Source organism: Thalassotalea sp. G20_0, assembly GCF_017744175.1.
In the GTDB taxonomy this organism is placed as follows: domain Bacteria; phylum Pseudomonadota; class Gammaproteobacteria; order Pseudomonadales; family Endozoicomonadaceae; genus Endozoicomonas.
Window position 1 is genome coordinate 1 of sequence record NZ_JAGHQV010000055.1, and the last position, 23,948, is coordinate 23,948.

The window sequence follows — 23,948 nt, forward strand, 5'->3', positions numbered from 1 at the left end:
TGCGCTGCGCACCTGAACCAGGCAAGGGATTTGCTGCTGCAGAGCATCATCCGAAAAACAGGTATTCAATACCAGCAGCTACCGGATCCGGAAAACTTTGAGGTGGATGTATTGAACATTGCGGAACAGGTCACCACGAGCCTGTCCCCCATTGAGATCACTGAATGGTTGTTCGGTATTGTCTGTCAGGCCAGAAGCCTCGGGCATGTTTTCAGCACGTTCAGGCTGTTGTATCCCGGAAGTGAAAATATTGCCTCCCTCAACCGGGGCTGGTTCTCACTAAAGCGCCTCTATCGAACACCTTGAGGCTCCGGGGCATATTGATGGTAAAAACCGGGAACTTAACCACACACTGGTTGTCTGAAAGCGGGTTATGAACAACCGAAATTACTATCTATGCTGACCTCTGGCTCTGCGTCACCATTACTTTCATCCTGTACACAGATCGTTGCTAATAGCACCGACTGTTGCCGCACAACAAGCTTTAATGATCGAGAAGTTTCCGCGACACAGCCTGGCCTGCATATAGGTGCGGATCACCGTTCCGTGATCAAATCACTGGTTGACTACCGGGTGTGCTCATTAGCCGGGGAAGCGCTGCAGGCCGATGCTGGCCTGATGCGTAATGCCGCAGGCTTTGCCTTGCGCCAGATGCTCGGTGCCCCCGACGTTGTCAGGCTATGGCCTGGCTTAAAAGAGAGTCTGGTACTTTTGTCAGCGTTACCCACTATGGCTGCCAGGAACCTCAATTGCTCAATGGACTCTTCGCCCTGTGACCTGAACTCCTCCTTGCCTACCTGTTTTCCTAAAGATATGGAATGTACCGGTGAACGCGTTTGCCGTGATGGGACGGATGAAAAATCCTGCAATACGACCAGGTGCGAACAATTAGGGCGTCCCTTTCTTTGTGACAACAGTACATGCATTCCAGCCCACTGGGTATGCGATGGCACCATCTTCTGCCATGATCAATCCGATGAGGACGCCTGTGGCCTGTCGCCGGAAATAATTGCAGCAATCACTACTGCAACAGTGGCCGTTGGGTTCACCGTTGTTTACGGTACCTGTGTCTATAAAAGTTTCAAGGCGCTCAGGCATGGCAACAGTGAGGCAACAACCTGTCAGCTACTGACTATGGCACTGAAAAAGCCAGGGTATTTTCGACAATACCAGCAGGCCGTTGACCACAGGGCGGCCCAAATTGAACTGCCAACTATGACCGGACAGAGAACCCGACAGTTTCAGGAGCAAGCGTCGACCGAACCGCGGGCCGGCCAATCTCAGGAGTCAACAGCCACCACCCTGGAAAGGCAAAAATCGCTGTGGGTCTGAACGGCTGGCAGGAGCTGTGCCTTGCCACCCGGACAGCCTGTGCCATGCCCGTGGAGCCATAAAAACCATGTGAACCTGGCTGTTATCGGATGGTCAAAAGATCACTCAAAAATCCACCCTATCCAGGTCCTCACACTTATGCAGCCGATATCCCAGCTTCCATCATCCCCGACCAACCCACAGACTGTTGCCCGGGATACTGTTTGTTGCAGTTGTGGCAGTTTTATGAACAGAACCGCTGATGGCAGAACCGTCTCGACGGTACCGGCCAGTCCATTGGTATACCCGGGTAACAAGACCCGGGGATACACCCTGTCTGATTACCGGATCTGCCAGTTCACTCAAGGAGCCATTCAGCTCGGCAATAGCCTGATACGCAATCTGGCAGGTTTTGCCTTTCAGCAAATAATGGATTCACCGGAGATTGGTCTCGTCTGTCCGGGGTTAAAAGAGAGCCTGGTGGTGTTGTCTGCATTACCTGCGCTGGTCACGGCTAATCAGGCATGTCTCGATGGAGAAGTGCGGTGCAGCGATAAATGCATCCAGAAAAATCGGGTGTGTGACGTCATATTCGATTGCACTGATAAGTCAAACGAAGGGACATATTGCTCTGAAAGGCTGAGCCAATGCAAAGAGAATAAGCAGGATAACTTTATTTGCAACAATACCAAACAGTGTATTCCTATCAATTGGACTTGTGACTCACTGGACGATTGCGCGGATGGTTCCGATGAAGCCGAAGCGTTGTGTGATTCTGTACCCTCGTCCCCCGTGCGGCCAATGCCCATTTTTTTCGCGATGTTTGGAGGGCTGTGCTGTGCTTTGTTAGTGAGCAAATACTGTAGAGCTGTTTATCTGAGCGTTAAGGCTTTGCGGACCACCAACCCTGAAGCCTCAACCTGTCGTCTTTTACAAATGGCCTCAGTAAAGCCGTTTTATTACCGATTTCCCCACCAGCCTGTTCCGATTGATACACGCCAGGATGATATTACGCCATCAGCCTCAGAGCGCCCTGGACAACGGCCGGAGGCTCAGCGGGCGGTTCACCCGCAGGCAATGCATTTGCCCGCCGTCAACCAGCAGGCAGCTGAATTGCCTACCTACCAGCAGGCAACGGAGCTACCTACCTACCAGCAGGCAACTGAGTTATCTACCTTCCGGCAGGCAGCTGAGCTACCTACCTACCAGCAGGCAATTGAGTTATCTACCTTCCAGCAGGCATCTGAGCCACCTACCTACCAGCAGGCAACCCGGGGGCTCCCAACCTATAGAGAGGCCATTGACGAGACTTTGGTTTGACCGGCGGGAAAACCATGCCATACCAATGTGGGCAGGCTCCTGGATATGAACTCCAGTTGATTTCAGCCGATGATGAATACAGGAATCAAAAATCACAGGATATAAACATGCCACCAGGGATTGAAGGCCAAAGACCGGTTGGGGGTAATACCTCAAGCAGTGAAGGTGGTGCAGTAAAGCCAACGGAAGAAAGCAGTAACGCCACATACCGGGGGACACGGGTTTCCAAGGTTAGTAAAGTCGCTAAAAAGAGTCAGGTATCTCAAGATGAGTTGAGTGATAAAACTGACACGCTGATTGAAAATAGAGATATCAAAAAACAAGATAGCAGCACTGGCGCGTCAGGTCCTTATAGTTCTGCCAGAATGCGCAGACGGGCAAAGCAACGTGAGGCAGAAGAGGCTATGAAAAAAGACCTCTCTGCTGCGGATAGCAAACATCAAGACAGGAAGATAAGCGAAGAACTCCCCGATGTTGCTGAGGATTCGGGTATCAGTGAGGATGAAAGTATTGATAGCCCGCCTCACTCTCCCAAAGCCAGCAATCGGGAGCGAGAGTACGATAGCGGTATTGAGGATGACGCAAGCTCGTTGACTGGCCGGGCCATTCAAGCGATAGAGCCTGGTCCCACAGCCGAAACCGGGGCGCATGCTCCAGATCTGCAACAAGAGCGCCCACTACCGGCACGACCTGAAAGTACCAGCCCCCTGAAAAAGGTATCTAAAAAAAGGAAACGACAAAGGCAAAAAACGGGCATTGATAAAGGCGGTGCCAATCAACGGTCGAACTCTGACCCTGGTTCCAGGCTGCCAAATCATGATGAGTTGCTTGCTGGCTGTCAGCGCCTGGCTAAATCAGTAAAAAAACTGGATGAATATAAAGGCAGAAGGGAAAGTGAGCATTTAGAAGAGCTTGACAGGCTTGAGGCGGTGTATGCCGAAAATACCCATGATGATGATCGTAAAATTGCACATTATCTGGTGAGTGGCAAGGCCGCCATGGGGATTTCAAAGGGAAAAAAGAGACTGCAACAGGAACTGAAAGAGAAACCCTGGAAAGAAGGCGTGGAGTCGGTAAAGCTGGGAGCGGGTAAGATTATTCAGGAAATGGTAGACCGGGCTATTCACCAGAAAAGACCGCTTCACCCGGTACGACGAAAGCAAAAATCACCGGAAACGGAACCTGTAAAAGATGTTGTAATGGATCCTGTCATGGCAAAGGTTGAAGGAGATTTCAACGGTACTGATGAGCTGGTGAAAAGCCTTAAGTCTGAAGTGTCGTTATCCACCGCCAGCCAATATGCTGCCGCAAAAAAATTGTTTGTGGAAGAACTGGAAAGGGCCCAGTGGGCAAAGGAGGCAATGGAGGAAACCCATGCTTTACAGAAGCAGATCCAGACATTAAAGGCCACTTTGTTTGAGGAACTGAGTATTCTGGGACATAACGGCAGTGAGCCATTGGTTGATCCATACATTAACGACAGTGCGTATGTTTCTGCGCTTGAAGCAGCCGTTGAAACAATAGGTATGGGGTCTTCTGCAGCACAGGAACACCTGGAAAAACACCCGGCACTGCAAAAACATCTGGAAAAAGTGGGTTATCAGGAAGATCGGGATTCTTCAGAATATCTGGAGTATCTGGACAAGCTGGATGATATGGAGCATCTCAATGACAGGGAGTATCTGCAAACGCTGAAATACCTGAAAGATCCGCAGTTTGTGCGTGGTTTCCGTAAAGAATTAAGGCTTGAATGGCTGGCAAAACATCTCTCACAAACATTTCGACGTTATTCAAATGCAACGAAAGGGCATCCGAACTTCAAAACAAATATGAAGGGCTTGCTGGATACGCTCAATGCCCGGGAACAGAATGTTGGTAACAAGCTTAAAGAATTGGCAAAGCATTATGAACAGCAGTGTAAAGATTTAAGGGATGACAGAAAACATTTAAATAAAGTGATGGAAGCTTACGAGGAAAATGGTAGCGATGGTGTTGATGTACTCAAACACAGAAAAGTGTTAGCCAGGGCCGAAACGCTCAAAGAATCGATGAAGCCGGTACATGATCAGATCAAGCTGGTCACCAGTTATGAAGATCCGGAGATGCAATGTGCCTATCTGCAGAAGCAGTGTAACGACCTGGATAAGCAACATGCCTCTGTTCAGAAATCGATTCAGGAATGCCAGAAAAAGCTTGATAAAGCTGAGAGTAAAAATAAAGGCAAAAGTAAAAATAAAAGCAAACCTCTTGAGGATGTTCAGAATAAAATGAATGACCTGAAAAGAGAGTCTGCTGACATTGCCAGGCAATCTGATGCACTAAAACAGGAGTATATGGATTTTAATAAAGCGTTAAACATGTATTATAAAATTCAATTCGATATGGATATTAAGCTGGTTAACCAATATTCAGATCCCAAAGGGCAGTGTGCCGACATGAAGGTGCAATATACCGCTATGGATAAGCAGCATGCTTCTAATCAAAAATCCATTAAAAAGTGTCAGAAAAAGCTTGATAAAGCCACAAGCAAAGGCGGTGATCTGGAGGATATTCAGAATGAGATGGGTAGTCTTGAACGTCAGTCTGCTGAACTTGAAACCCAGTCTGCTGATTTGAAAAGCAAGCATGCAGCACTTAGTCAAGCGTTAAAAAGATTGGATACAATTCAAATGGGTTTGAATAATGAAAAACAATCGGACAACGATGGTGATGAATAATGTCTCGCACGCCTCGTGGGATGAAAGAAGCCATCATCCGGGATGTTATGTCGTCTGATGATCGTTATCAGGGATGGTTCGCTGGTCAAACCATTCCCTGATGTTCAGTACGTTACAGGCCCGGCGCTACAAAGTGAGGACTTATTCCCGTGCTGGCAATGACTTCCATAATATCCTCATTCTGGTAAACCCCGCACTGCAGCAGCAATGTTTTGAATCCCATGGCATTGCCTCCCAGAATATCGGTATAAAGGGTATCCCCGACCATCAGGACTCTGGATGGGTTGGTAATCTGATGTTGCTTGATAGCCATTGAAAAAATGACAGGATCGGGCTTGCCGAACAGCACAGGTTTTGCCTTTTGAATGGTTTGCTCTACCAGGTCAGCGATAAAGTAACCCGGTGTTGCGGTGACATGGTCACCATGGGGTGCGCCGATGTCCGGGTTGCCGACCAGCAGTTCAAACTGACGCCCATTGGCCGTAGTGACCATGTTTTCCTGCATTTTTGCCGTCCAGCCTGCACCGGTCAGAAACAGCAGGGTATCAATATTTTCCGGAATCTCGCCATTACAGCCATTCAGCCGGACCATGCCTTCCAGCAGATGGTTGGAAGGGTGCTCCAATGGTGCAATAACGCCAATACGGTTACGGTTCGTGAGCCCTTGCAGGTACTGTTCAGTGATATCCAGACTGGTCAGTACTTCATCTGCGGTGAAATCAAACCCCCGGGATTGATACTTTTCTGCGGCAACGGATCGGTTGGTCAGGGTGTCGTTGGAAACAACGCAGAATGGGATATTGTTTGCCCTTAGCTGCTGAATTGCCTCAGCGGCACCTTCAATGGGCGTGCTACCCCGGCAGAGGACACCGAAGGAGTCCAGCAGGATCAGGTCAAATTGCGCCATGATATCTGCCAGTCTATCAATAAACACCGGGGCAGACTGCGGGTTGGCAATGGCTGGATACCAGTCAGGATGACGGGCGTATATCTCGTTCAAAGAGTCGGGAGAAAGAACAATCATAGAGCGTTGCCTGATGCTGAAAATGAACGTCATTCAATGCACCTGATTATATCAGATGTCCGACAGGCAAATATCTATAAAGCCTTCCATACAAGCAGGATATTTTTTTTGTGCTAATTTGAAATGTTCTTTCTTTAGCCCTTGAGGTGTTTGGTTGTGAGGCTGAATTGCATTGTTAAAGCCCTTTGTTTTCTGTTGCTTGCCGTCTCGATATATGGCAATACGGCCGGTCCGCTAATGACGCAGTCTTTGCCGGTATATTCAGAAGATCAGGGCGTCAGGGATTCGATCATCAAAATCTATACCTCATTCAACCAATATGACCACCAGAATCCATGGAGCAACGTTGGCCCAAGGCAGAAGTATGGTTCCGGTGCCATTATCCAGTTGCCAGACAGTGACCAGAGGGTTGTTCTGACCAACAGCCATGTAGTCAGTGCCCATACCTATATTGAAGGCAGGAAAAATGGTCAGACGGACCGTTATAAACTCAGGCCCCTGTGGGTTTCCCACGAGTTGGACCTGGCCTTGCTGGTCCCCTTCCATGACCATGAGAATGCGCTGTTTTTCAGCGGTACCACCCCTATTCCCCTGGGTAAGCTGCCCCCTCTGCAAACGGATTTGATGCTGCTTGGCTATCCCATTGGTGGCGATACGATCAGTGCAACCAAGGGGGTTCTGTCCCGTCTGGAATATCAACCTTACAGTAATTCCGGCTTCTCATTTCTGGCCGGGCAAATTGATGCCGCCAGTAACCCGGGCAACAGTGGCGGCCCTGCCGTGGTTAATGGCGAGATCATTGGAGTGTTAATGCAGGGGTACAGTCCTTTCGAAGCCAGTAATATCGCCCATATTGTGCCGGTAAATATCATAAGACACTTTTTACAGGACATTGCTGACGGGCATTACAGTGGGATTCCCAGCCTTGGGATTGAAACGGAAGAGCTTGAAAATGGCTTTTTTAAAACCGTCTATGGGGTAAAAGAAAACAACGGCGTTCTGGTTCGCCATGTCATACCGGGTTCTGCGGCTGACGGTGTGCTGCAGCCGGATGATGTTATCCTGGAGCTGGATGGGTATGCCGTTGGCCATGATAAAACCATTGTGTTCCGGGGCAGTGAGCGGGTTTCCATGGATTATGTGGTGCACTCACGGCAGGTTGGAGAGGAGCTTGGCGTTCGGGTTATTCGTGACAAACAGGTGCTGGATCTGACGGTTACGCTTTCTCAGCCGGTCAATAATGATTTGTTGCTCGGCTTTGATGGTCAGTCTGCTCCTTCATACTTTATCTATCAGGGACTGGTGTTTACCAAAGTGACCCGGGAGCTGCTGATGGGGGCTGGACATGACCTGATTTCCTATGCAGGCCTGACGCCGGTATTGCTCAATAATTTCCGGTTTGCCAATGAAGATGAAGTGGTTGTCATTCTGAAAGTCTTGCCCCATGAGGCCAACCGGGGTTATCACAATATCTTTCTGAGAAGGGTTGACAGTGTTGGCTCGGAAAAAGTCAGAAACCTCAGGCAGCTGGTCAACCTGATCGAATCGACAGAGGAGGATTTTCTGGAACTCAACACCGGCTACAGGGGGTTGGAGAAAATTGTCTTGAATACTCACCTGGCAGATATCGTTAATGGGGAGGTCATGTTGCTTAACGGTATTCAGCATGATCGCTCTAAAAACTTCCGGACAAAAAATGCAGAGCTGCAGATGGTAATACCTGCAAAGGAATGTTTAACATTTTATCGCCTGCCTGAATGATTCAGCTGCTTCAGTATATCAGTACACATTTTGGTCAGCCCATTCATTAACGATATCAGTGGAAATGTCGAGAAATCGGCTCCAAGGATTAACCGGCCATAAATATCATAAAAATTCGCGTGACGTGTGCAGGTATAAGCGTCATCAGGGTAGAGCGCTTCGCTGAGGTGCTGATCGTTTATGTGGTTCATATAGCAGTCAGTCGGGTCATACTCACCCAGAGGGAGCTGGGCAAACCCGGGTGCATCCGGCTGCAATGCGGTCCAGTAGAGAATTTCCTGCGCGACCCGGACAAGCCAGGCCTGATACTCGTTATCGTCCCGTCCAAGGAGAAACCGTAGGCTGATCGGCGTGGCTGCTGCGGGCATAAGCCCCAACAAAAACTGGTTGCAGGCCAATTCAACAAATGCGGCTGTTTCGTTAAGTGCCTGAGGGTTTTTGTAGTGATAGCCGGCAAAGCCCTGACGTAAGCGTGACCTTACCAGTACCGCCGACACAATGATTTCGCAGATACTGTTGGCCAGGGCAATGCGTTGTGAGACCTTGGGCATATAACAGGTTTCAAGCGTGTCTTTCTGCCGTAAACAGCTGTGGATATGGCCAAAGGTTTCATAATCACCCAGGTCACGCATGCCACAGTGACCAAAATCAATCTTTTCGGTGGCCTGAGTGTTCCATGCTGTTAATTTGCCAGCGTGTAAATTGTCAGTGATCAGATTCATGGCCGAATGCAAGGCGACCCAGCCCCGGCCGTCCTCAGTGTTGTGCAGGCACTGCAGCATACTGGTCGGCACCAAACCCATGCTGGTCATGTAACCCGCATCATGACAGGCCCTGAGGATGCCCTCCTCCGGGCGCTTCCAGGGGCAGTCCTCTGCTGTGTCTGGCGAATGGGCATACCGGGCATAGGCAACGGGTGCTGTGTAGCAAAAGACATTGATGTATCGCTGGCCATGGCTTTCGGTGATCTCCACCGGGTCATCAAACTGGTTAATCAGGTACTCCAGGTCTTTGCCCAGGGGGAGCTGCATAAAGTCGCGGTATTTTGGTAGCACACTGTTAAATTTACCTGCCAGCTCGGAAGTATTGGCGATGACTTGATAAAGCAGGCCTTCCCTGGCCAGCGTCTCAAGGGGTTCCCCGGCTCTCTGGAATTTAAAATAGGTGGCCTGGCCACCGGCTTGCAGACATTGCATCGTCCGCCCACCGACCATCCGGATTGCTGATTTGTTTGCCTGGCCAAGTTCTTCGGGGACATCCTTCAGCCCGAACGATGACGGCATATTTTCAGCGATATACCGGTTGACGTGCTCCCCATCAACGGCATTGGGCAGCGCAAATCCGGTAACCTGGTGAGCGGTTGAAATCAGGGGTATCAAAAATAGATTGGTACATGAGATCGGTAAAGGAGACTGCTGGCTGATCAGTGGTGCCGCCAGGACCCTGTCTGGAAAGGTATAAGTCGGGGCATCTAATGATTCAATGAAGCTTATTTTGTCTTCCAGTGAAATCTCGGGACAGGTTAAAAACTGCAACTGAACATCCGTTGGTACATAGGGTAATTTATTAAGCTTGATCAATCTGAATAACAGGGTTTTCTCCTTCGAATATGAAGGTTGTTTAACGATCTTTTTGGTAACGGCTGCCATGAGACAACGCTCATTGAAACTCAGGTGTTCCTGGGAAACATGTTGGAATGCCGACAGGTTATTTTTTAACGCCGCATCAAGGATTGCTCCCTTTCTAATGTCGATGGGTACATATCGCAGCGCTTCGGGAGACAGGCTAACGGCCAGGGCATACAGCTCAGACGCCTTATCATCACCTACCCACTTTGAAAGATTGTCAACTGCAGCGAACTTAAGAGGGTTGGCCCTATGCTCTTTGCTGGTAATGACTGATTTGAGGAAATGATCAGTAATATATTGTTCTGGAATAGCATCCAATACTGAGTATCCACTGGTACAGGCAGTACGGTATATTTCCGTTCGTTGTGTTTCCGTTAGAAATTTGGGAAGCGTCTTGGATAATTTTCCACCTTTAGCAGCTGCCAGATACATATCGAATGTTTTGACGGCTTCCGGAATGAATTCGAGGGCTCTGGCATTATTATCAACAGCCAGTTGGCATAATTCGGCGGTCTTCAGTTGTTCAGGAACATACTCTAATGCTAATCCATTACGTCGACAGGCTACCTCACAAAGTTCTGCTGTTTTTCTATGGTCCGGGTAAAATTTCAGGGCCCCGGTGTGTTCGATGGCAATGGTTAATAATCGGTCACTAACGGGCTTGTTCTCCGGGTAATAATTCAGCGCAACGTGGGATTTTCTGCAGGCCATTTCAAAGTGTGCATCAGTTCTTGCTGTTTCGGGAATGTATTTAATGGCTCCATTATATTTTTCAAGGAGGAAGTCAAAAAAACCATCGTTCAGCCATTGTTTGATTATCTCACCAGGTACATTACTAATGGCATCAAACACATTAATGACCAAAGCTCGATACAACTCGTTGGTTTTCATACTGTCGGGTATGTGCTGTATATTCGAATAAGGCGCTTTTACAAATGCCTGTATACACATTTCTGGTGTTAACTTTTCCAAGGGTACTTCACTAAAATAACCAGGATCCTTTTTGATTTTTAAAAAGTAATCTTCACTATCAAGCTGATCCGGCCTGGCCCCGGGCGGTAACTCCCCGAAGTATTTGATAAATGTTTTATAGTCACTGACGGGCAATGGCTGCTGTTTGTCCGTGCATTCGGCAACTGTTTGCAGCAACGCTTTTAATTCATCACCAAGATTGCCTTGTGGCAGGTCATGGGTGGCACCGCGGCAGGCTTGCACACGGGACCATGCCATAGGGGGGGCTGTATTGGCAGAAGGATAAGGCGTATTTTCGACGGATAAGTCGCTCTGTACACAAGCCCCTGAAGCCTCTCTAACAATGTGTTTGCGCCAGAGTTGACCTGATGAATTCCCGAATTGATCCATCAGCTGGGGTTGATGTTCCCGAGTTTCTTTCGGGTTTTGATCAATAGTGGGAGATGGGCTCCCTGAAATATTCATTTTCTGACAACCCTGTAATAATACGCTTTCTGTTAATAGGTTATTGAAATAAATTATGACCACAAAGTTAGCAAAAAATTCCAGAAATCATAGTTGCATCTGGAAATAGCGAGTGAAAAACAAGGGGCAGCCGGAAACACGGACACCACCATCTTCCTCATCCTTAAGGCGCTGGCTTTCATAGCTTTTTACATCGCCATTATATAAAGTGCAGCCAGGCGTTGTTATGCATACACAGGCACCTGGGAGGCTGACCGAGAATAGACTGCCCTACTGCGGTGGCAGCAAATTGGTCTAAAAAGTCGGAAATTTTTAGCAAATAGAACCACTATTCACTAAAAATTTCCGACTTTTTATCCTCAATTTTCTGCCATCCTCGCTACGGGCGCTATTCTCGGTCAACCTCCTAGTTCCCATGGTCCCCGTGGGAATACATACCCGGCGTCTGTTGTTCTCCATTAACTCTCATGATTCCGGGTATAAACAGATTTTTTCATAACCGGCAGACTCTGGTATGCACTCCCACGGGAAGCATGGGAACGAGGGGTGAGGCTGTATGAGTAGCAGGGAAATTCAGCAGGTAGCTATTCTCAGCAAGTCTCTCAGGGAAGCGCCGCCCCTTTAAGATAGCAAGGGGAGCACCGGCAAATTCAGGCCATTTTAGCTATATCTTCAGGCAGTGGTGTCAAGCTTTTAAGCAGCGTATCAGCAGCACTCTGGGCGGCTGCGCCACTTTTATAGTGTCCTCGAACCATGGCATCACTGCGCTCTAGTGCCAATGCCACGGCAGTGTTATCTGAAAGATCGGGATCGTCTTTCTGCGCCTGTGTTTTCAGCGACAAAACCTGGGCAGCTTTCAGGTATGACTTCAGGTTTTCCTGTGAGGAGGGCGTGATGATTGCAGCCAGCACCAGTGCCTCTGTGCTCATTTCTGATACCGGGCGGGATAATGCCTGTATTACCTTTTCCATCTTATCTTCCGGGATTTTGCCTGCTAATACAGTGGACAGTTGATCATTCTTGACAAAATGTCTTTCCAGTTTGCCGGATTTAAGCAGAAATTCACCCCCTGCCTTGGTAAAAAGGAAGTGGTTAGGGGATTTGCAATAAATGGCAAAATAGGCCAGTTCCTCTGCCGTTCCAAACTTTAGCTCCGTGATGAAATTCGGGAGTGGGCCTATATCGGCACCCGATGTCATCTGGTTCTTCAGGAGGATCAGTGCATCTTTAACGGACTGTCTCAGGTCTTCCGGAAACCATTCTTCGACATGCTGTTCTACAAAACCCTGCCGTTCAATGCCCATAGTAAAGGAACCGGAACGCTCGTTGTTGTCTTTTCTTGAGATTGACCCCAGATCTTTTTCCAGATTTTCCAGAAGGTGTTCTTCGTTTTGTATGCCTTCTGAGTCACCCCCTTTTTTTATAAAGGCGGAAATTTGATTTTGCAGACTTACGACTTGTTGGAGTATTTCAATGCCTCCCTGGTCGGCAAGATTGCACTGGGCCAGGGCAATGGACAGGAAATTCTCTTTATTCTCCCTGTCGCTTTCACTGTCGCGAAAAATGCCAAAACGGTCCACCAGTGCTTCGGTGAGTGCCTGTTGCGCCTCAGGGCTCTTGGATAACTCACTTTTTGCCAGGCTTAACCGATCGGCAAAAGAGTCCTGAAGCTGTTTTAGTTCCGGGGGGACGGGGGGTTGTGAAGTTTGAACGTCGCTTGCGGTGCTGAGCTCAGGTGTAATTGGGCTTGCGGGGATTTGGGTGGATTGTGGAATCATCGCAGGTGCTCCTTGAATTTATTGTGTAAATTGGTGTGTAGGTATATTCGCATTCATGGCAATGCCTTATTTACGACCGGCCAGATACCGATAAGTTCCACAAAAAAAGAAGCCTCGTAAAGATTCCGATTGTTTAGAGCGCCGGAGGGAGCGCAAAAGGATACTCCATCAGGATCCTGCCTGTGTAAAGCGCGAAAGGGAGCATTAGAGAGAACGCTACCAGAATGCTCCCTGATGCAGAGGCAAGGAGCCTATATAAACACTTATAATCCATTCCCCGCTAACCACACAACAGATGGCTATTTTCTCTACTGCCAATTGGCAAACAGCTGTAATAGAATATGAACGACAGAATAATGACAATAAAGTGTTAGGGAGTATGAGCCATGTCAGATCAGCAGAAGCATATACTGATCGAACAGCAGGAGGGTATCCTGACGATACGCTTCAACCGCACTGAGAAAAAGAATGCGCTGACCTCTGCGATGTACGCAGCCATTCTTGACGCACTGATCGGTGCTGATCAGGATGACAGTGTTAAAGTGATTCTCTTTGCTGCCCAGCCTGATATGTTTACTGCTGGCAATGACCTTAAGGACTTTCTGACCCGGGACACCTCTGAAGAACCGGCAGCCATAAAAATGCTGCGCCAGCTCGCGGTACAGAAAAAGCCGATAGTGGCAGCAGCCAGCGGTATTGCGGTGGGTATCGGCGTGACGTTATTGCTCCATTGTGATTTGGTTTATGTGGGGGAAAACACCCGGCTGCGTTTGCCTTTTGTGAATCTCGCTGTGGTGCCGGAAGCTGCCTCCAGTTTGCTGTTGCCGGATATTATGGGACGACAGCGGGCTTCAGAATTGCTGATGCTGGGTGATTTCTTTGATGCCCGACGTGCCCATGAATATGGCATTGCCAATGCGGTAATAGCCAATGAAGAAGTCTTTGAATTTGCCCTGGCAAAAGCTAAAGAACTGGCAGCAAAGCCCCGTGAAGCACTGTTGCTGACCAAACAGCTGATTACCCGGAACCGTCGCAGCGATGTTCAACAACGCATTGATGATGAAGCGATCATCTTTGCTGAGCGAATGGTGTCCGAAGAAGCCCGACAGGTAATGGCGGCCTTTTTTTCCGGTAAGTCTTAGTCAGGTATACTGAGACAGTATGGTTATGGTTCTCACCTGATAAGGATTCTGGTTGCCATGGTATCGCCACTGGTAGCCAGCAGTGCGGGAGCTGCCAGTCATCAACATTTTACCTACTGCAGGTTAACTGCGCAGCCATTTTGAGCAGCAGGATTTTCATTGGAATGCTCCGCAATACCCGATGACTCAGAATAGTCCTGCTATTATAACAAGCGAAATTTTTAATTCCCAAATGGTATGGCTCCTCATTCTATCTTGATCAAACGTCCAAAATAGCTATCAGGAATGCAGTATCAATAATTTCAAAGTGAACTAATAGAAAAATAGTTTATCTAAAATATGTTCTTACTGATAAAATTTCAGGAGCCTTAGTGTTTTGCCTGTTGATTCAACTATTAAGCCAATGACGGTGTTGGAAAAGTCGGTTCTGGCGAATGACACCTTATTAATTCGTGATATTAAAAGATCCAAATCACGCTATGTGATTGATGGTTTGTCGCATGTTGTTTTGCGACTCCCCAATAGAGTTCGGGATCCACTGTTGCCCCCTTTGCCTTTATTAAAGTTAGAACAACGGCACAGTGTAGGACGAATAACGTATACCGATAATCCTAAACACCATTCGTTATCTATTGATCGAGTAATGACCTTGCTTCTGGATCAAAATGATAATGCTGAATTTAAATGTTATCTTGAACCAATGATGGCTGATAATGTTGATTTACCAACAACGGAAGTTAATGGAGAGTCAGAGTGTCTGGATGCTTCTTCTGTTGTCACTGTGCTTGATGGAGTGTCTGCTCATTCCAATGTAAACGAGGTACGATGCTTAACCAGCCAGAAACTGAAGAAGGGCAGCTATCTTGGGGTTTATCATCCCTGTTTAGCAAATCATAACAAGACGAATCTTCATTACAGGGAGGGGCAATTCATCACATTATCACCCGGTGAAGGTGTGATATTGGAGTATAAATCCTCTGATGCGGGTTTACCATACTGGGAAATAGTGGCTACCTATCATAATATAGATCTAACGGTTCAGATGAACCCTCTGCTTCAGGAGAGACTTGACTTTAAAGATAAAGATATAGCGATGAGTAATGGACAATACCATCTTCCGGTCAGAGCGATTGAAGAACTCTCTGTGCTTAAAAGAAAACATGGAATCTGCCCTGCGGTCTTTAAATGTGGTCGTATCAGTGATAAAAGCGCTTTAAATTCGTTAAAAAAATACGTTTCTGAAAATCTTGCAAATGATAGAGGTAAGGCTGTTTTCAGTATGCTTGTTATGAATGATTCTGCTGCACATATGATTGCCGTCAGATTTATCCAGGCAGGTAATAAAATTGTGGTTTATTTGCATGAAACAATACAGCCGGAAAGCTATGTAGCTAAGGAGATAAGAAATTTTATCATTGCCGCTATATCTGATTCTGTACAAAATATTCGAGACAATAACCTGTATTTTTTGACCACGCCAGCGTCTGAATGTCTCCAGAAAGACTATAACAGCTGCTCAATAACAGCATTTAAGGTGTTGCTGTCCTTTGAAAAAGAACGCAATGAGCTTGACCCGTTTTTTATCCAGCTGGTGAGAGATTCTGATTCGGAAATTTCTCTGATTGATTATCAGGCATTCAATAAAGAAGATGCAGGTGAAATCAATAAGGAAGCAAAGGTGCTTCCGGGGAATATCAAAGTGGGTAGTGTGCCGTTAACATTATTACCCGCAGTTCTTCTGAAGTTTTATCAGGGTAGTCAGGCTCTTCTTTCTAATCAGCAAAAAAAAACCATTGTCAGTCATGCCAGAAAATTAACATTGGAAGACTATTATCTAAGGTACAGATTTCATGATGCGAAAACTGATAAGGCTTTTAATGTGGCCGCCTTTTGTAAAACCAATAAGTCTTTTGCCTTATGGAAAGATATGATCAGAAATTTTACACCTTTGTTTGTCAGGATTTTGAAGGTTGACTTTGATCAGTTGAGAAAAGATTCGGTAAATCGATGGTTAAAGAATTCAATGTATTCAGATATTGAAATTGAAGCTAATGATTTGAAAATGTTAAAGCGATACAAAAAATTCATCACCATGGAGGCAGAGTTAAATACATGGCCTGAAGATGCTGTTTTAAAGTGGAGGAGTCAAAGCAGGGAGTTGACAGTTTGGCTAAAGGAGATAAGGCCAAACACAACGACTATGAATAAGAATCAACTACTGTGGCGCTGGTGTCAGTTTTTAAATAATTATCTTGATTCCAGTTCCGATGTTGGAAGGTTGTGGGTTCGCAGGGATGTTGGCTATTTTATTGAACGGCTTGATGCCCGGTTGAAATTATTGCAAAAGACCGTGAGATCTGATTTTCCCTTTCACTTTGGTGAGAGGATCTACAGAGAACCAGAGTCTCTGCCAGAGCCTGTGTTTGAGGGAGAGCCCATTGATAGGGGGGCTCAATGTTTCTATGTCAAGACTGAAGTCAGGGAGTCTTTGAGGGAGCCAGGACGTTTTAACAGGATTGTCATGACCTTTCCGAAGCCATTACTTTTGGCTTCTGCTGACAATGAAAGAGCATGCGATGATGCTGGCTCAAATACATCGGATCGCAAGGATGAATCATTATTATCATCGGCTTCAGGGGAGTCCAGTGCAGAAACCACTGCTGCTATCGCTGCTTTAACAAAAGCTGTCTCAGTGCTGGATTCAGGTGAGAAAATATCCTGTGATTCACCTTTGGCTATATCGGATTCCTGCAAATCAATGGACCTTGAATTACAATGTGATGAAAAACTCACTGATCAACTCCAGTTTTCTCAAGACTATAACCCATCTCATGCATCAACACTCGATCAAAATTATTTTTCAATAGTGGCAAAAGCGGCTGCTCAAAGTAGTGAAGTTCAAACTTTGCCTTTTCTGAAAAGAGAACAAGCAGCATTGGAAACGGGCTTTTCTGGCTCTCCCATAAAGAAACAACGATTGATGACTGTTTCTAAGCCTGTTTTGGATACTGCTGCACCGAATTTGGCAGAGCGGGCTAACTCAATCAGAAATAAAATTGAAAGGGATGAATTCAAGGTTGCAATCGAGATGCTTTCCATGGTGCTGCAGGGTATATGGACAATGGATGTATCAAGCAAAACGAAAGCCAGTAAAAGGTTAAAGGTTCTCAAAGAAGCCATAGAGAATATCTGTGAGATTTCCAACCATCCAAATGAGCTTGATAGCTACCTGCAGTGCAATAATATTTTTGGTCTCCCCAGCTTGCATGATACACATAAAAGAGCCCTGATCATTTCTTTTGCGCTTGATTATCTTTCGCAAATATTATCCGCAGCTGGCGAGGAAGTTGATGTTGAACCTGTGGCTATTGTTACCAGGGCAAGGCTTTTCATTGCAAGGAATACCGGAAAAAATGGTTGTGGGGTTGTGAGAGAAAGTAGTTACGATTTAATAGCAGGTGAGTTTCCTACCTTGTTTGCAACAGCAAGTGTTTATGAACCCTCTGAAAATGAAAGTGTCATGGAAAAGGTGCTTAGAATCAGAAAGGAGATTAAAGCAATTGGATATTTAATGATTAGTGCAAGAATAAATACTGTTTTTTTCAAAGGGGAAGCACATGGGAGAGTATACTTGCTTAAGACGGTGATTGAAAAAGTCCACTCTTTTTTGGGTAGAGAAGGTGGGAGCTATGATTTTCAGTGCCCACTGAGTTCAGAGAAAAGTATAAGCCCAGCTCAAAGGCAGTGGCTTAATCTTGCGGCACTCCACGAATATTTATCATCTCTACTGCCGGGGCACAGCCCTGATAAATCCTATACTTCTGTTCTGCTAAAGGCTGAGAGCTATCTTAAGGAGCAGGCTAAAAATAGTACTTTCAATAACCTGCCTCAATTTAAGAGATTTTAAGCCTGCCGGGGTTGAGACAAAGTGCTGACACCGGTATTAGCCTAAAGTCTAAGATGCCCATGTCCGCACATTTGTTACTGTCAGAGACTCAGGCAGTCCTCAGTGACTGAAGATAAGAAAAACAATAATACTTTCAGGAGCGTCTTTTCATGTCTGCTGATCCTTCCCGTGGTAATCATCAAAGTGCAGCTGCCGCCTATTGGCGGGAGAACATACGCATACTACTTTCCTTACTGGTGATCTGGTTCGCCGTTTCATTTGGTTGCGGCATACTGTTTGTGGAGCAGCTGGATCAAATCAGTTTTTTCGGCTTTCCATTGGGCTTCTGGTTTGCCCAGCAGGGTTCCATCTATACCTTTCTGGTTCTGATTTTTGTCTATATCGGGTTGATGAACCGCCTGGACCGAAAATACAACGTTCAGGAGGAAGAGTGAGATGGCGACTCAAACACTGATCTTCCTTTTTGTCGGGTTATCGTTTGCGCTCTATATCGGTATTGCTATCTGGTCCAGGGCTGGCTCAACCAAAGACTATTATGTGGCTGGTGGCGGCGTTCATCCCGTCGCCAATGGTATGGCAACCGCAGCGGACTGGATGTCGGCGGCCTCCTTTATTTCCATGGCCGGTATTATCTCCTTTATGGGGCGTGACGGGGCCATGTATCTGATGGGCTGGACCGGGGGTTATGTATTGCTGGCCATGTGCCTTGCGCCTTATCTGCGCAAATTTGGCCAGTTCACTGTGCCGGACTTTGTCGCTGAACGTTACTACAGCCAGACCGCCCGGGTGGTTGCTGTTATATGCGTTATCTTTATCTCCTTTACCTATGTTGCCGGACAGATGCGCGGCGTCGGTATTGTCTTCTCCCGTTACCTGGAGGTGGATATCAATATCGGGGTCATGATCGGGATGGGTATCGTCTTTGTTTACGCTGTGCTGGGGGGCATGAAAGGCATTACCTACACTCAGGTAGCGCAATACTGTGTGATGATTTTCGCCTATCTGGTACCCGCGATCTTTATTTCCATGATGATCACTGGTAACCCGATTCCCCAGTTGGGCTTTGGCAGTGACGTTGAAGGCACTGGGCTCTCGGTGCTGGAGAAACTGAACGGCCTTTCTCAGGAACTAGGCTTTGCCCAGTATACCGATGGATCCAAGTCCACCATTGACGTGTTCTTTATTACCATGGCTCTGATGGTCGGTACTGCGGGTTTACCCCACGTTATCGTGCGCTTCTTCACCACTCCAACGGTGCGTGACGCCCGTAAATCGGCCGGTTATGCGCTGCTGTTTATTGCTGTGCTCTACACCACAGCGCCAGCGGTGGCCAGCTTTGCCCGTATCAATCTGCTGCAGACGGTTTCTGAAGCTGAATATGAGCAGCTGCCGGAGTGGTTTGCCAACTGGGAAAACTCTGGTTTGATGGCCTGGGTCGACAAAAACGACGATGGTAAAATTCAGTATCATCCGGGTGCTCCCATTGAAGGTAAACCGTCGTTTATTGACGCACGGGGTGACAGTGGTGAGCGACTGGTCAGCAATAACCAGACTGGCAACGCCAATGAACTGTATGTTGATCGTGACATTATGGTGCTGGCCAACCCTGAAATCGCCAACCTCCCCGGTTGGGTCATTGCACTGGTAGCGGCCGGAGGTCTGGCGGCGGCTCTTTCTACCGCAGCTGGCCTGCTGCTGGTTATTTCCACCTCCATTTCCCATGACCTGCTGAAGCGGAATCTCATGCCGGGCATTACCGATAAGCAGGAATTGCTGGCTGCCCGTATCGCTGCCGCTGCCGCTATTGGTGTGGCCGGTCTGGCAGGCATCTACCCACCAGGGTTTGTGGCCTCGGTGGTGGCTTTTGCCTTTGGCCTGGCGGCTTCTTCATTCTTCCCCGCGATTCTTCTGGGTATTTTCTACAAGCGGATGAACCGTGAAGGGGCGATTGCCGGTATGGTGACAGGCCTGCTGTTTACGGCTTCTTATATTATCTACTTCAAATTCCTGGGGGGAACCGCGGAACAGTGGTGGTTCGGCGTGTCACCAGAAGGCATTGGTACCCTGGGTATGTTGATCAACTTTGCGGTCTCCCTGGTGGTTTGCCATGCTACGGAAGCACCACCCAAAGCGGTGCAGGATATGGTGGATGATATTCGTATTCCCCGCCGTGGCGGGACAGCATCAGAGCCCGTAGAGGAGGGTGAGACAGTTCGGGTATGAAGCCACTGAACCGATAAGTTATCCAGAGCCGCTTTCCGTTGGAACGCGGCTTTTTTTTGGATTCTTTGATCCTGGTCGCCTCTGTTGCAGTCAGCCGGTGTTATCGTAGCTGGTATCATTTTCTGGCAATTTTTGTGTTGCACCTGATATTCATTTTCCCAAATACAGAACTTAAGTGCTTTATAGGTGTCTAAACTGCCAGTCGTTATATTCTTCCTATGGAGTAACCAGCGTGGTTTCAAGAACTATTTGTCTATCTCTGCTTTTGCTGTCGGCACTGGCCAATGCCGTGGATGATCACCATAAGTTGTTGTTAAGTATGAAGTACTATCTTGACGATGAGGTGGTTAAAGAGGTTAATTTCTACGGCACCGGGATTGATCCCAATGTGATGTCGAATGAGGAAGGCCAGTTCAAGCTGACGGTTGACGGGGTTGAAATAGATGCCGTGAATGACTCGACTTACTGGCGATTGAATAAACTGAGGCGTTCATTCAGCTATGATACCTTTTCCCAGGGTATTCAGCAGCTTGAGCCAGGCCGGGCGATGTGTAAACTGGGTGGTCCGGCCAGTGGCATCATTTTGGAAACCCGTTATCTGACCTATCAGGACCATAACATTATTCATGATGAGATGAGGCCAGTTTATGACCGGCCATTGAATTGCCTCTATCAGCCCAGGTATCAGCCGGTGAATGACCATGCCCGGGAAGCTGCCCGAGGCGTATTGGAAACCTTGAGAACCATTGCTGAATTGAGCAATTAACCCATCAATGGAACTTTTAACAGAGGCGATGTCATCGCCCCTGTTATAAACACGATGGTTAGATGGTTATTTAAGACCAATGACTACCGCCATTTCATCACCATCAGTCCAGGGCCTGCCGCGCAAATCACTGTATGTGGCCTGAATTTCCAAACCGTGTTGTTCAAGCTCACTGCGCAGCATGTCAGGGGTAAAGTGCTGTAGCCAGTTATAGACCGTCCACTCCCGTTGTGCTTCAAAGATAACATACTTGTCCAGGGTGACCAGTTCAGGTCTGTACAAGAAGGAAGACTGGATACACCAGTAGTCCTGTGCACTCCAGAAACCGTTCATGGCGTTTCTGGCAAGTACCACGTCCTCGGTTTGTTTCTCAAACCGTGTAGAGGTATAGACATCCAGGGCAATCACCCCATTCGGCTTCAGTATCGACTTAAACTTATCCAGCAACCCGGAACGTTGTGACGGGTTCAGGGCACAGAAGTCACACATCACTAATGTGATCAAATATAAAATCAAACGATCTGGAGGCGGCGTTGATATCCGGGTTTAGATGGTAGGCCATCATTTGCCTGGCAATATGGGGATCTGCCCACAATACTTCTGCCGTGTAAGTTGACCACACAACAGGCTGAGCTGTTGCGTTATTGATTTGTTTGAACATGTTGCTTATCCCAACACTAATGAATTCGGGGCTTTGAATTTGTCATATTTTATCTATTTGCCTTTGTCGTTAAAGATTTAGATTGGGTTAATAAAGTGGTGAGGGCATGCAGATACTGGTCAGATGAGCTATTCCTGAATTAAGTTTTTTAACGATCATAGCTACTGTAAAACGATCAAACGATCTCCGGTTCATAGCTGCCATAGTTTACTGAATCTTGCCGTTGAATAACTCAGGAGTGTGCTGTCTATGATGAATGGTGTCGCTACATCTGAAACCACCTGTTTACTCTGTGCCAAACAAACCGATTCCGGCAGCAGTAGTGACGCGGTTGGAAAATCTGCCGGACGTACAATAGTCAAAACAGCTTGCCACCATACTTTCCACCTGGAATGTATACGCCGGCACCTGGACGGGCAGGCGGTGTTTCCTAAATTTCGAAACTGTGCTGTCTGTCCGGGGGAGGCTCTACCGCTGGTGCAGGTGGCCGGGGAAAGGTTAGCTCCAACCACCCGTTATTGTGAGTCCCCGGCTCTGGTCGCCTGTTGCAGCGGAGATTGGGAGGCCGTACAGGCCATGGTGGAGCAAGAACCGGAAATGGCCCGGCAACACTATTATTCTGCTCGTACTGATTGCAACACCGGGCTCTTGCACATCGCCGCCGAGCAGGGTGATGACCGTATACTGAATCTGCTGATCCGTTACCAGGCCGATATCAATGGAGTTGAGGGGTATCAATTTGCCACTCCGCTGCATTTGGCTGCCGACGGTGGCCACACCAGGTGCATGGATCTTCTGCTGGCAGCAGGGGCAAATCCAATGGTAACTGACCAACACGGCGATACTCCCCTGCATAAAGCGGTCGATGCCGGACACATTGATTCTTTGCCGCCATTAATTATTGGTGGAGCCAATATCAATGCCGTCAACAATCGCGGTTATGCACCCTTGCACAAAGCCGTGTTAATGAAACAGATGGCGTGCCTGCAGTACCTGCTCTCCCGTGGAGCCGATGTTGATAACGGCGACGCCATGAGCTATACGGCCGCATGTAATGCAGCCTTTTCTGGCTACCCGGAGTTTCTGGAACAAATGATCCACTTTAAGGCAGATATCAACAAAGCCGGGATATTTGGTCATACGCCGCTCCACCTCGCGACCGAAGAAGGACATATCAACTGCATGCATATCCTTATCAAGCATGGGGCGAAGATTGATGCAGCCAATGACCACGGTGATACGTCCCTGCACATGGCTGTGTGGAATAACAACATTGAAGCAGCACGACTGCTGAGCGAAAAAGGAGCCAGTATCAATATCACCGATCAGGACGGTTGGGCACCAGTACACGTTGCCGCCTCAGAAGGCAATATTGAGATTCTGAAACACTTGCTGGAGCGCGGAGCAAACATCAGGCTCTTAACGAAAAATGGTCTGAGCCCGCTGGGGCTTTCTACCAATGAAGGGCACACCAACTGCGTGCAGTTTATGCACGCGGTATTTTCTATGACAAACGCCCCCGGCCGGTTGGGTGGTCTCCGTTAACGTGCCGTGATTGCTCAGACATAGCTACTGGGCGGAATAGTCTGACGAGAAATGTATTACAGAATTTCACAGCCAGGTAAAAAATAGTAAATTTTTACCTGGCCGGTGAAAAGGCATCGATTTTTAAATTGATACGATGTTATTCATGACTTCTTGAGGAGTGTGGAGCCCAGGGAGCTAATAATGCAGGTCGCTGCTGCCAGCAGATAAATTGAGAAAATCACGACCATCCATTCTGCCATGTTCAGGGTAAGCAGGGTCCAGTCATCGGCACCGCAGAGTCCGGTGGGCATAAACATGGCGGGCCACCATTCATAGAGAGGCAGGTCGAAAGGGAAGGTCGGGCGGAAGCTGCAGCTGGAAGTAAACGGATTAAACTCGGCGTAGTCTGCCATTTGGGCAATGGCTTCTTTCAACCCATACAGTGCACCAGCAATCCAGAGAGTGTAGCCTGTGATCCTGAAAACCAGATGAGAGGGTGAAATGATGATAACCAATGGCGCAAACATCAACACCAGAACAGCGAGCCGCTGATAGACGCAGCGCTCACAGGGATCCATATGCAGAATATACTGAAAGCCCAGGGCGCACAGTTCCAGAAAGAGCGCGGTGGCAAACATAATAAGCCAGGTGACTCGTAAACTCTGCCAGCCGTGGATGGTTTGCAGTGGGCTGTCTTTCAAACGTTGAAAGAGGCTATTGGGGTTTTGTTCAGCAGCCAATGGTTG

Annotated in this window: 17 protein-coding genes; 11 read left to right on the plus strand and 6 right to left on the minus strand. The window is 47.7% G+C overall.

Annotated elements, in window-relative coordinates; all coding sequences use genetic code 11:
* The 4 genes from J7438_RS21800 to J7438_RS21815 form a co-directional block, all read left to right on the plus strand.
* The coding region (locus J7438_RS21800) for a hypothetical protein (RefSeq protein ID WP_209278214.1) at nt 1-306 on the plus strand (306 nt) is incomplete at its 5' end.
* 90 nt (nt 307-396) lie between these two features.
* Entirely contained in the window at nt 397-1,332 is a 936-nt protein-coding gene (locus J7438_RS21805) for an LDL receptor domain-containing protein (protein WP_209278215.1), read from the plus strand.
* A 225-nt stretch (nt 1,333-1,557) separates the two neighbouring features.
* On the plus strand, nt 1,558-2,631 hold the full coding sequence (locus J7438_RS21810; protein WP_209278216.1) for an LDL receptor domain-containing protein: 1,074 nt from the start codon (nt 1,558-1,560) through the stop codon (nt 2,629-2,631).
* A 107-nt stretch (nt 2,632-2,738) separates the two neighbouring features.
* Nucleotides 2,739-5,348: a hypothetical protein gene (locus J7438_RS21815; RefSeq protein ID WP_209278217.1), complete on the plus strand. Its 2,610-nt coding sequence runs from the start codon at nt 2,739-2,741 to the stop codon at nt 5,346-5,348.
* 112 nt (nt 5,349-5,460) lie between these two features.
* Here J7438_RS21815 and J7438_RS21820 read toward each other — a convergent pair whose 3' ends face one another.
* Complete coding sequence (locus tag J7438_RS21820) at nt 5,461-6,405, minus strand: HAD-IIA family hydrolase (RefSeq protein ID WP_209278218.1); 945 nt, start codon at nt 6,403-6,405, stop codon at nt 5,461-5,463.
* A gap of 204 nt (nt 6,406-6,609) precedes the next feature.
* On the opposite strand from J7438_RS21820, the gene J7438_RS21825 reads away from it, so the two are divergent.
* Nucleotides 6,610-8,133 carry a S1C family serine protease gene (locus tag J7438_RS21825; RefSeq protein WP_209278219.1) on the plus strand — a complete coding sequence of 508 codons (1,524 nt, stop codon included), beginning with the start codon at nt 6,610-6,612 and terminating at the stop codon, nt 8,131-8,133.
* Here the strand turns inward: J7438_RS21825 and J7438_RS21830 are convergent.
* On the minus strand, nt 8,115-11,198 hold the full coding sequence (locus J7438_RS21830) for a DUF4116 domain-containing protein (protein WP_209278220.1): 3,084 nt from the start codon (nt 11,196-11,198) through the stop codon (nt 8,115-8,117). The two genes, J7438_RS21825 and J7438_RS21830, sit on opposite strands and share 19 nt — an antisense overlap.
* A gap of 650 nt (nt 11,199-11,848) precedes the next feature.
* Entirely contained in the window at nt 11,849-12,976 is a 1,128-nt protein-coding gene (locus J7438_RS21835) for a hypothetical protein (RefSeq protein WP_209278221.1), read from the minus strand.
* A 386-nt stretch (nt 12,977-13,362) separates the two neighbouring features.
* On the opposite strand from J7438_RS21835, the gene J7438_RS21840 reads away from it, so the two are divergent.
* From J7438_RS21840 to J7438_RS21860, 5 genes are all read left to right on the plus strand, one after another.
* On the plus strand, nt 13,363-14,118 hold the full coding sequence (locus J7438_RS21840; RefSeq protein WP_209278222.1) for an enoyl-CoA hydratase-related protein: 756 nt from the start codon (nt 13,363-13,365) through the stop codon (nt 14,116-14,118).
* Between the two features lie 376 nt (nt 14,119-14,494).
* Nucleotides 14,495-18,025: a hypothetical protein gene (locus tag J7438_RS21845; RefSeq protein ID WP_209278223.1), complete on the plus strand. Its 3,531-nt coding sequence runs from the start codon at nt 14,495-14,497 to the stop codon at nt 18,023-18,025.
* Nucleotides 18,026-18,174: 149 nt separating this feature from the next.
* On the plus strand, nt 18,175-18,459 hold the full coding sequence (locus J7438_RS21850) for a DUF4212 domain-containing protein (RefSeq protein WP_209200571.1): 285 nt from the start codon (nt 18,175-18,177) through the stop codon (nt 18,457-18,459).
* A 1-nt stretch (nt 18,460) separates the two neighbouring features.
* Nucleotides 18,461-20,248 carry a sodium:solute symporter family protein gene (locus J7438_RS21855; RefSeq protein ID WP_209278224.1) on the plus strand — a complete coding sequence of 596 codons (1,788 nt, stop codon included), beginning with the start codon at nt 18,461-18,463 and terminating at the stop codon, nt 20,246-20,248.
* A gap of 232 nt (nt 20,249-20,480) precedes the next feature.
* Complete coding sequence (locus J7438_RS21860; RefSeq protein ID WP_209278225.1) at nt 20,481-21,014, plus strand: hypothetical protein; 534 nt, start codon at nt 20,481-20,483, stop codon at nt 21,012-21,014.
* Between the two features lie 66 nt (nt 21,015-21,080).
* On the opposite strand, the gene J7438_RS21865 is transcribed toward J7438_RS21860, so the two are convergent.
* Both J7438_RS21865 and J7438_RS21870 read right to left on the minus strand, forming a co-directional pair.
* Nucleotides 21,081-21,518 carry a hypothetical protein gene (locus J7438_RS21865; RefSeq protein ID WP_209278226.1) on the minus strand — a complete coding sequence of 146 codons (438 nt, stop codon included), beginning with the start codon at nt 21,516-21,518 and terminating at the stop codon, nt 21,081-21,083.
* Nucleotides 21,496-21,675, minus strand: coding sequence for a hypothetical protein (locus J7438_RS21870; protein WP_209278227.1), 180 nt, complete (start codon nt 21,673-21,675; stop codon nt 21,496-21,498). Before J7438_RS21870 ends, J7438_RS21865 begins: the two co-directional genes overlap by 23 nt.
* A 423-nt stretch (nt 21,676-22,098) precedes the next feature.
* On the opposite strand from J7438_RS21870, the gene J7438_RS21875 reads away from it, so the two are divergent.
* Nucleotides 22,099-23,220 (plus strand): ankyrin repeat domain-containing protein, encoded by a 1,122-nt coding sequence (locus J7438_RS21875; RefSeq protein ID WP_209278228.1) that lies wholly within the window; start codon nt 22,099-22,101, stop codon nt 23,218-23,220.
* A 143-nt stretch (nt 23,221-23,363) separates the two neighbouring features.
* Here the strand turns inward: J7438_RS21875 and J7438_RS21880 are convergent, their stop codons facing one another.
* Nucleotides 23,364-23,942: a disulfide bond formation protein B gene (locus J7438_RS21880; RefSeq protein ID WP_209278229.1), complete on the minus strand. Its 579-nt coding sequence runs from the start codon at nt 23,940-23,942 to the stop codon at nt 23,364-23,366.
* Between the last annotated feature and the right edge of the window lie 6 nt (nt 23,943-23,948).